This window comes from Actinomycetes bacterium (assembly GCA_035489715.1).
In the GTDB taxonomy this organism is placed as follows: domain Bacteria; phylum Actinomycetota; class Actinomycetes; order JACCUZ01; family JACCUZ01; genus DATHAP01.
Genome location: DATHAP010000096.1, coordinates 22,600 through 31,063 on the forward strand (window position 1 = coordinate 22,600; position 8,464 = coordinate 31,063).

Here is an 8,464-nt window from a genome sequence, read left to right on the forward strand (position 1 = left end):
CCGTGCCCACCGACGAGTACGTCGTCGTCGTCCTCGGCGCCGGCTCCGGCGGCCAGCCGGTCGCGGAGGGGCTGGCCGGCGCGGGGCCGGACGTCGCCGTCGTCGAGGGGCACCGCGTCGGCGGCGAGTGCCCGTACGTCGCCTGCATCCCCAGCAAGGCCTTGCTGCTGGCAGCGGCCGCCGGGGTCGGCTGGGCGGAGGCGGTTCGCCGGCGCGACCACGCCGCCGAGCGCCGGGACGACAGCGGGACCGCCGAGGGGGTCTCGGCGGCGGGGGCGACCCTCGTCCGCGGCCGGGGGCGGGTCACCGGCCCTGGAGGGCTCGTGTTGGGCCACCGGACGCTGCGCTGGTCGCGCGCGCTGGTCATGGCTACGACGGCGTGGACTGCGCACCGGTGCCACGGCCACCTCGGTGCGGCGAGAGGCGACGGCGTGCTGCTCGAGCTCGAGGGCGGGTCGGGCGGTGTCCGGCGACCGGTTGCTCCGGGCGGGTGGGCGGGCGCCGCGACCGGGTCGTCGTCGGGGCGGCGGTCGTCGCGCCCGCCGCCGAGAGCTGGGGTGGTGAGCTCGCCTCGCCGTACGCGCCGGCCTGACCGCCGACCTCCTCCCGACCACGTGCACCCACACCGGGCTGGTCCGAAGCCGTGCACCCCGCGGCGCTCGACCTCATCCGCGAGCTGGACCGCGACCGAAGGTGAGCAGTGAGCACCGACGACGCCTTGCGTGACGACGAGGTCGCCCTGCCCGGCGGCCCCCGGCTGGCCCTGCGTCGTGCCGAAGGGCCGGGCCGGCCGTTGCTGCTGGTGCACGGTCTCTCGTCGAACTCCCGGGTGTGGGACGGCGTGGCCCGCCGGCTCGCGGCGGCGGGGCACGAGGTTGTCGCCGTCGACCAGCGCGGGCACGGCCGGTCGGAGGAGACTGTGGCCGGCTACACGACGGACCGCTGCGCCGACGACCTGCTCTCGCTCATCAGGGCGCTGGGCCTGACCGGGGACCGGGCCCCGGTGGCTGTCGGCCAGTCGTGGGGCGGCAACGTCGTCGTCTCGCTGTCGGCACGCCACGGCATGGTGTCCGGCGTGGGTCTCGTCGACGGTGGGTGGATCTCGCTGGGCGAGCGCTACCCCACCTTCGACGACTGTTGGGCCGAGCTGGCCCCGCCGGTCTTCCCGCCGCAGCCGCTTGCCGAGCTGGCCGGGCGGTTCCGCGCCTGGCACCCCGACTGGCCACAGGAGGGCGTCGACGGGACGCTCGGCAACTTCCGGGTCCGGCCCGACGGGACGGCGCAGCCCGCGCTCCGCCGGGACCACCACCGCGAGATCCTGCACTCGCTGTGGGCCGACGACGTGACCGAGCAGCTCCCCGGAGTCACCGTGCCCACCCTGGTGGCGCCCGCGGTCGGGGAGGACGGCCCGGACGGCAGCGACCCGCGACGGCGCGGCCCGGAGCTGGCGCTCGCCCTGCTGCCCGACGCCGTCGTCTCGTGGTACGTCGGCGCCGACCACGACCTGCACGCGCAGCACCCGGGGCGGCTCGCCGACGACCTGGTGGCGCTGGCCGCGCGGGTGGAGGCTGGACGTCGATGAGCCGCATCGTCGTCATGGGGTCGGGCGAGACCGCGCCGACCATGGTCCGCGTGCACCGCGAGGTGTTCGCGGCCGCCCCGGCCGGCCCCGCGGTGCTGCTGGACACTCCGTTCGCGTTCCAGATGAACCGCGACGAGCTGGTCACCCGGACCGTGCAGTACTTCGCGCAGAGCGTCGGCCGGCAGGTCGAGGTCGCCCGGTGGCCGCGCCGTGACGGCGACGCCGCCGCCGTCGAGCGGGCGCTGGCCCTGCTTGACCAGGCCGCCTGGGCCTTCGCCGGCCCGGGCAGCCCGACGTACGCCCTGCAGCAGTGGGCGGGCACCGGCGTCCCGGGCGCGCTGGCGGCCGTGGTCCGCCGCGGCGGCACGGTCGTCATGGGCAGCGCGGCCGCGCTGACCCTGGGCTCGCACACCGTGCCGGTCTACGAGATCTACAAGGTCGGCGCCGAGCCGGCCTGGGTCGAGGGGCTGGACCTCCTGGGCGAGATGACCGGGCTGCGTGCGGCCGTCGTGCCCCACTACGACAACGCCGAGGGCGGCACCCACGACACCCGCTTCTGCTACCTCGGCGAGCCGAGGCTCTCGGTGCTGGAGTCCGGCCTACCGGACGAGGTAGGAGTCCTGGGCGTCGACGAGCACACCGCCGCGATCCTCGACCTGTCGGCGCGCACCCTCGAGGTCCGCGGCAACGGCCTGGTCAGCGTGCGGCGCCGTGGCAGCACGACGACGTTCGCCGACGGACAGCTGCTCGCGTTCGACGACCTGCGCGGCCTGCTGCGCGGCGAGCAGTCGACCGGCCGGGCGCCCGCCGCTCCCGGACCGGTTGCGACTGGCGTCGTGGCCGGGGCACCGGCCACCTCGCTGCGGGCAGAGGCCGAGTCGTGCCGCACCGTGTTCGACCGGGCGCTCGCCGACCGCGACGTCGACGCGTGCGTGCAGGCGGTGCTGGCCCTCGAGCAGGCGATCGCCGACTGGAGCGCCGACACCTTGCAGAGCGACGACCGGGACGAGGCGCGGCGGGTGCTGCGCGCGATGCTCGTCCGGCTCGGCGACCTGGCCACGGTCGGCGCGGCGGACCCGCGCGAGACCCTCGCGCCGTACGTCGACCTGCTGCTCGACCTGCGCACGTCGGCCCGAGACGCCAAGGACTTCGCGACCTCCGACCTGGTCCGCGACCGCCTCGCAGCGGCCGGTGTCGAGGTGCGCGACACGTCCGACGGCGCCGAGTGGTTGCTGCCTGGGGACGGGGGAGACGCCGTGCGTCCGGTGTGACAGGGGTCACCCGGAAAGGCGCTTGCCGGCTGCTTGCCGCAGTTAGCACCCGGGGTAGGATGGCTGCATGGCAACGCTGAAGGTCACCTCGTTGGGTGACTACATCCGGGAGCAGCGCGAGTCCGCGCAGGTGTCGCTCCGGCAGCTCGCCAAGTCCGCAGGCGTCTCGAACCCCTACCTCAGCCAGATCGAGCGGGGCCTGAAGAAGCCGAGCGCCGAGATCCTGCAGCAGATCGCCAAGGGTCTGCGCATCTCCGCGGAGACGCTCTACGTCCGCGCCGGGATCCTCGACGAGGAGCACGGTGGAGGCGACGTCACGGCCGCAGTGCTCGCGGACACCGGCATCGGCGAGCGGCACAAGCGAGTGCTGCTCGACATCTACGAGTCGTTCCGGGCCGAGCACGCGGCGGCCACCGTCGCCACGTCGGCCGCCGAGAAGACGGCGGTGCGCAAGGCCGCCGGCGGCGCACCGAGGGCGGCGACCGCCAAGCGGTCGACCGCCGCCAAGAAGTCGAAGCCGGCCACCCACAAGCCGACCGCCAAGGGCGGGACGGCCACCAAGACCACGAAGACCACCCAGGCACGTCCCAGGAGGAACCCATGAGCCTGACCACCATCACCCGAAGCAAGCCGTTCTACGTCGTCGCCGGCGCCGGCGACCTGGCCGTCAAGACCGTCCGTCAGGCCCCGGCCAAGCTCAGCACCGTGCGCATCGAGCGCAAGGACGTCGAGAGGGCCGTGTCGACGCTGCAGGCCGAGACCGCGGCCCTGCCGGCCAAGGCGCAGACCGCGGCGGTCGGGGCGGCCGTCGAGGTCGCGGACCGCGCGGACGCCGTGTACGTCGAGCTGCTGACCCGCGGCCGCAAGGTCGTCGGCCGGATCCGCCGCCAGCAGGCGACGCAGGACCTGAAGAAGGACGCCGCGACCACGGTCCGCCGGACCAAGGCCGCGACGACCACCGCCAAGAAGGGCGCCGCCACGACCCGCTCGGCGGCCAAGGGCACGACCACGACGGCGCGCAAGCAGACCGCCGGCACCAAGAAGGCCACCAAGTCGGCCTCCACGTCGGCGCGCAAGACGGCCACCTCGGCGCGGAAGGCCACCAAGGCCGCCGCCGCCAAGACCGGCAGCTGACGAAAGCCACGCTGGCCGTCCCTCCGGAGACGATCCGCGGTGTCATGACCGCGTAGTCCCTCCGGAGGGACTACCGAGCGCCGCCGCACGACCGGGCCGGCCCGCGACGCGCACACCGCGACGCGGGTCGGCCCTCCCACGTCGGGCTAGGCTTGGCGCCGTGGACATCCTCGGCCCGGTGCAGAGCTTCGTCCTGCTGCTGCTGGGCATCGGAGCGCTCGCCCTGACCGGCTTCGCGGCCGTCGACGCCCTGCGCTACCGCGCGCAGCTCTACCCGGCCGTCGGGCGCCAGACGAAGGTCTTCTGGGTCGCGATCCTCGTCGTCGCGTTCCTGCTGGCGATCGTCTTCTTCTTCAGTGCGATCAGCTTCCTCAACGTCATCGGCGTGGTGGCCGCCGGCGTCTACCTCGCCGACGTGCGGCCGAAGCTCAAGGCCGTCAGCGGTGGCGGCGGCGGCACGAGCTACGGCCCGTACGGCCCCTACTGACGATGGCCGCCGAGACGCATCCAAAGGCTGGACGCACCACCCGGCTCGAGCTCGACGACCAGTCGCTGCGCGAGTGGGACGCCACCGTGCTCGACAGCTCGCCGGACGGCATCGTCCTGGACCGGTCGGCGTTCTACCCCGGCGGTGGAGGCCAGCCGCCCGACCACGGCACCTTGTTGTGGGGCGGGGTCCAGACCCGCATCGTCGGGGCCCGCCGCGGCGACGACCTCGTCCTCGTCCCCGCCGAGGGCGACCCGCTGCCACCGGCCGGCACCGCGGTCCGCGGCGCGGTCGAGGACGAGCGACGTACGGCCCTGATGCGCACCCACTCCGGGCTGCACCTGCTCTCCGGCGTGGTCTACCGCGACTTCGGCTCCCTGGTCACCGGCGGCAACATGGAGCCGCTCGAGGCGCGGATGGACTTCAACCTGCCCGAGGTGCCGGAAGGGTTCAAGGAGCGGGTCGCCGAGGCGTGCGCGGCCGAGATCGCCGCCGACCGGGCGATCGAGGTCGGGTCGCTGCCGCGCGACGAGGCCTTCGCCCGGCACCCGGACCTCATCCGGACCGCCCAGGACCTGCTGCCGCCGGACCTCGAGGTGGTGCGGATCGTCGACATCGTGGGCCTCGACACCCAGGCCGACGGCGGCACGCACGTCGCGTCGACCAGCCAGATCGGGCGCATCGAGGTCGTGAAGGTGGAGAGCAAGGGCAAGGGATTCCGCCGGTTGCGGGTGCGGCTGCTCGACGGCTGACCTACCCTCGGGGCCTCGGGCCGTTCGGGTTCAGGGGGACGTCATGGGCGCACGCACAGACGCCTGGGGACTGCCGGTCACCGGCGACGCCGACGCGGTGGCGCTCTGGGACGCCGCCGTCGACGACTACCTCGCGTTCGACGGGCCGGACCGCGTCGTCGCTCTCGTCGAGCAGGCTCCCGACCTGGCCGTCGGGCACGCCCTGCTGGCGCTCGCAGCCATGGACGGCGAGGCCGAGGCCGACGCCGACGTCGAGATCGCGCAGGCCGAGCGGCTGGCTGCCGACGCCAGCGAGCGGGAACACGCGTTCGTGGCAGCGATGAAGGAGTCGCTGGGCCAGCCGATGTGGGCCCTCGACCGGGTCTGGGGCCCTTACCTGGCCGACCACCCCACCGATCTTCTCGCCCGGTTCACCCTGATGTTCGCGGTGCTCTTCGCGTTCCGCGAGGACGGCGGGGCGGAGGCCCAGCGACTCGTTCGTGAGGGCCGCCGGCTCAACGGCGCCCATCCCCTCGTGCAGAGCATGCTGGCGATGGCCGCGCAGGAGCGCGGCGAGCTCGACGAGGCGCAGGCGTACGCCGCCGAGGTGCTCGCCGACCGCCCCGGCTACATCCCGGCCGGCCACGTGACGGCGCACGTGCACTTCGAGCGGGGCGACCACCAGGACGGGTTGGCCTGGCTCACCCGCTGGGTGCGCGACCAGGTGCGTCCCGGTGGTCCCTACCTGCCGCACCTCTCGTGGCACGCCGGTCTGCACGAGCTGGCTCTGGACGACCGAGCGGCGGTGCTGCGCCGGCTGGTCGAGCTGGCCGGCCCGGACGGCGACGAGAACTGGTACCTGAGCAACGGGGCCTCCTACGCCTGGCGGCTCAAGCTCGCGGGGCTGGTCCCCGCGGGCGAGGACCCGTCCGGCGGACTGCTCGGGGAGCGGGCCGGTGCAGTCGCGGAGTCGCCGCCGTTCCTGTTCGTGGGATGGCACGCTGCGCTGGGTCTGGCCTGCGCCGGCGACGTGCCAGGACTGCGGGCGATGGCCCGGCGGTTCGAGGACGCCACGGGTGACGAGGTGGCCCCCGGCGGACCGGAGGTGCTGCCGCCGCTCGCCGGCGCGCTCGCCGACCTGCTCGAGGACCGGCCGGGACCGGCAGCCGACGCCGTTGCCCGGGTGACTGCGCACGGGAAGCGACTCGGCGGCTCGCGGGCACAGCGCGAGGTGCTGGAGGACACCCTCCTCGCCGCGCTGGTCCGAGCGGGCCGGACCGAGCAGGCCGGAAGCCTGCTGCAGGAGCGGCTGGACCGCCGGCCCAGCGCATCCGACAGCGTCCGGCTGGCGGCGCTGCAGCTCCCGCTGGCCAGGTCGTCCCCCGACCCGTCGGCTACGTCGCTGCCCGGCTGACCCAGACCAGCAGCGGCTTGCCGTAGTAGGCCTCGCTGGTGCCGTCCAGGTGGAGCCCGAGCCGGCGGCAGACCGCCTGCGACGGCGTGTTCGCGGGGTCGGTGAGGGCCAGGATCTCGGTGAGCCCGGCCTGATGCCCGCGGGCCAGCACCGCTCGCGCCGCCTCGCTCGCGTAGCCGTTGCCGTGGCTGTCCGGGTGCAGCGTCCAGGCCACCTCGACCTCGGCGTCCGGGTCGGTCGAGGCCTCGACCGTCACCAGCGCGACGGTGCCGGCGACGACGCCGGTCTCGCGGACCTCCACCGCCCACCAGCCGGTCGGCCGGCCGGCTTCCCGGTCCGAGCCGTTGCGCAGGTCGGCCCGGTCGATCCGCTCGCACGCCGCGGCCAGCGAAGCCATCACGGCCGGTGCCGCGCCCAGGTAGCGCACCACGTCGGGCCGGGAGTAGATGTCGTAGAGCCGCTCCGCGTCGGGCTGCTGCCAGTCCCGCACGACGAGCCGCTCGGTCTCGAGCACGACCGTCATGACCGGCGGTCCACCTTGTGCTGGGCGGCCTGGGCCAGCGGCTTCACGACGAGCAGGTCGACGTCCACGTGGGCCGGGCGGGTCACGCACCAGGCCACGCAGTCGGCGATGTCGTCGGCCGTCAGCGGCTCGGCGACGCCCTCGTACACCTTGGCCGCCCGCTGGGCGTCACCGCGGAACCGGGTGAGCGAGAACTCGTCGGTGGCGACCATGCCGGGGGCGATCTCGGTCACCCGGACCGGCTGCCCGTTGAGCTCCAGCCGCAGGGTCTCGGCCAGGACGGCCGCGCCGTGCTTGGCCGCGGCGTAACCGGCGCCTCCCTCGTAGACGATCCGGCCGGCGGTCGAGCCCATGACGACCACGTGCCCGGCACCGCTGCGCACGAGCGCCGGCAGCAGGGCCTGGGTGACCCGGAGCGCGCCGACCACGTTGACCTCGTACATCGCCCGCCACTCGTCCGGGTCGGCCTCGGCGACCGGGTCCATCCCGAGGGCCATCCCGGCGTTGTTGACCAGGACCGTCGCCTCGGGGACCTGGGCCGCCATTGCCGCCACCGAGTCCGGCGACGTGACGTCCAGCGTGACCGCGCGGGCCCCGGTCTCGGCGCTCAGCGCGTCCAGGCGGTCCCGCCGCCGGGCCGCCGCGACGACCTCGAAGCCCTCAGCGACCAGCCGGCGCGCGGTGGCCGCCCCGATGCCGCTGCTCGCGCCGGTGACCACCGCCACTCCGCTTGTGCCGCCGGTCACCTCGCTGCCCCTCTCATGGCGGCATCCTCACACGCTCACGCCGGCACGGATCCGGGCCGGGGTGCCTCCATTCGGTTCCCGGCCAGGGAATCGGGCACGATGATCCGCGGTTCCAGTCCAGGCGGAGGTGGTTGACGCGTGACGACGACGCTGATGCGCGGGCGCGCTTCGCTCCCGCGCCGCGTGGCGATGGTCACGGTCCACACGTCCCCCCTCGACCAGCCCGGCACCGGCGACGCCGGCGGCATGAACGTGTACGTCGTCGAGCTCTCCCGCCGGCTGGCCGCCCTGGGCGTCGAGGTCGACCTGATCACCCGGGCCACCAGCTCGGACCTGCCACCGGCTGTCGAGCTGGTTCCCGGCGTCACCGTGCGCCACGTGACCGCCGGCCCCTTCGAGGGCCTGGCCAAGGAGGACCTGCCGGCCCAGCTGTGCGCGTTCACCTCCGGCCTGATGCGCCTGGAGGCCGCCCGCCCGCCCGGCTGGTACGACCTGGTCCACTCCCACTACTGGCTCTCCGGGCAGGTCTCCTGGCTGGCCGCCGAGCGCTGGGACGTCCCGCTCGTTCACTCGATG

At 74.6% G+C, this 8,464-nt stretch carries 11 protein-coding genes; 9 read left to right on the forward strand and 2 right to left on the reverse strand.

The genetic code is table 11. The features are described from left to right. Positions 1-2: 2 nt before the first annotated feature. From VK640_07835 to VK640_07870, 8 genes are all read left to right on the forward strand, one after another. The gene (locus VK640_07835; protein HTE73093.1) at positions 3-704 is read left to right on the forward strand and encodes an FAD-dependent oxidoreductase; all 702 of its coding nucleotides are present in this window, start codon (positions 3-5) and stop codon (positions 702-704) included. Continuing rightward, positions 701-1,582 (forward strand): alpha/beta hydrolase, encoded by an 882-nt coding sequence (locus VK640_07840; protein ID HTE73094.1) that lies wholly within the window; start codon positions 701-703, stop codon positions 1,580-1,582. Before VK640_07835 ends, VK640_07840 begins: the two co-directional genes overlap by 4 nt. Further along, positions 1,579-2,853 carry a hypothetical protein gene (locus VK640_07845; GenBank protein HTE73095.1) on the forward strand — a complete coding sequence of 425 codons (1,275 nt, stop codon included), beginning with the start codon at positions 1,579-1,581 and terminating at the stop codon, positions 2,851-2,853. The genes VK640_07840 and VK640_07845 overlap by 4 nt, the downstream gene beginning before the upstream one ends. 67 nt (positions 2,854-2,920) lie before the next feature. After that, positions 2,921-3,457, forward strand: a complete 537-nt coding sequence (locus VK640_07850) for a helix-turn-helix transcriptional regulator (GenBank protein ID HTE73096.1) — start codon at positions 2,921-2,923, stop codon at positions 3,455-3,457. Further along, positions 3,454-3,987: a hypothetical protein gene (locus tag VK640_07855; protein ID HTE73097.1), complete on the forward strand. Its 534-nt coding sequence runs from the start codon at positions 3,454-3,456 to the stop codon at positions 3,985-3,987. Before VK640_07850 ends, VK640_07855 begins: the two co-directional genes overlap by 4 nt. A 160-nt stretch (positions 3,988-4,147) precedes the next feature. After that, positions 4,148-4,474, forward strand: coding sequence for a DUF2516 family protein (locus VK640_07860; protein HTE73098.1), 327 nt, complete (start codon positions 4,148-4,150; stop codon positions 4,472-4,474). 2 nt (positions 4,475-4,476) lie between these two features. Continuing rightward, entirely contained in the window at positions 4,477-5,226 is a 750-nt protein-coding gene (locus VK640_07865; protein HTE73099.1) for an alanyl-tRNA editing protein, read from the forward strand. Positions 5,227-5,269: 43 nt separating this feature from the next. After that, positions 5,270-6,619, forward strand: coding sequence for a hypothetical protein (locus tag VK640_07870; GenBank protein ID HTE73100.1), 1,350 nt, complete (start codon positions 5,270-5,272; stop codon positions 6,617-6,619). Here the strand turns inward: VK640_07870 and VK640_07875 are convergent. Together VK640_07875 and VK640_07880 are read right to left on the reverse strand one after the other, a co-directional pair. Next, positions 6,600-7,142: a GNAT family N-acetyltransferase gene (locus VK640_07875; GenBank protein ID HTE73101.1), complete on the reverse strand. Its 543-nt coding sequence runs from the start codon at positions 7,140-7,142 to the stop codon at positions 6,600-6,602. The two genes, VK640_07870 and VK640_07875, sit on opposite strands and share 20 nt — an antisense overlap. After that, positions 7,139-7,888: an SDR family NAD(P)-dependent oxidoreductase gene (locus VK640_07880; protein ID HTE73102.1), complete on the reverse strand. Its 750-nt coding sequence runs from the start codon at positions 7,886-7,888 to the stop codon at positions 7,139-7,141. Before VK640_07880 ends, VK640_07875 begins: the two co-directional genes overlap by 4 nt. A 153-nt stretch (positions 7,889-8,041) precedes the next feature. On the opposite strand from VK640_07880, the gene VK640_07885 reads away from it, so the two are divergent. After that, the coding region (locus tag VK640_07885; protein HTE73103.1) for a glycosyltransferase at positions 8,042-8,464 on the forward strand (423 nt) is incomplete at its 3' end.